The organism is Vibrio sp. 1402, assembly GCF_033340275.1.
In genome coordinates, this window is record NZ_JAWOWE010000588.1 from 1 (window position 1) to 548 (window position 548).

Below are 548 nucleotides of genomic sequence, written 5' to 3' on the forward strand. Positions count from 1 at the left end.
TGTGTTTGTGCAAGATGAAGTTTCTCAATAACTTCCGAACACTGCACTTGCTCAGGATACCGCGCTAACAGCGCTTTGAATGCTTCCACTTGCTTGGCAGGTAGCGCCTTATTCGAGAACACATAAACACGCTGGTAGCGTTCAATCACGTCGTGATCCACCAAGCCAGAAACGTCGTCCACCTTGTCGATTAAGGTGATGTGGTAACCTTGCTCACACAACTTCGCCGCCTGAATCCAGCTTTCCGCATCTCGACTTTGTTCAAAGCTGATCAACAGGCATTTCCCCTTAGTAGATGCTTTGTTTTCAGAATCGATCACCAATGCCAAACGCGTGATTAAACAGGTTTGGAACAATCCCACCTGCAAAGAGCGCAGCGAACCCTTAACCAAATCCAATGCCTCAAACACAGGATTGATAAACTGATCTACGACTAAGTTGAGCGGGTACTCTTTCAATACCGATGACAGGACGCTTTCCGTTTTGCCACGATTGAGTTGCGACAACGCAGACAGTACGGTTTCCACTTCTTCAAGCGAATGGTTTTC

The 548-nt window shown here is 47.1% G+C and carries 1 protein-coding gene; it reads right to left on the reverse strand.

The window, feature by feature from the left end; genetic code table 11:
• Positions 1-548: helix-turn-helix-type transcriptional regulator (locus R7044_RS27400; RefSeq protein WP_225456249.1), on the reverse strand; the 548-nt coding region annotated here is incomplete at both ends.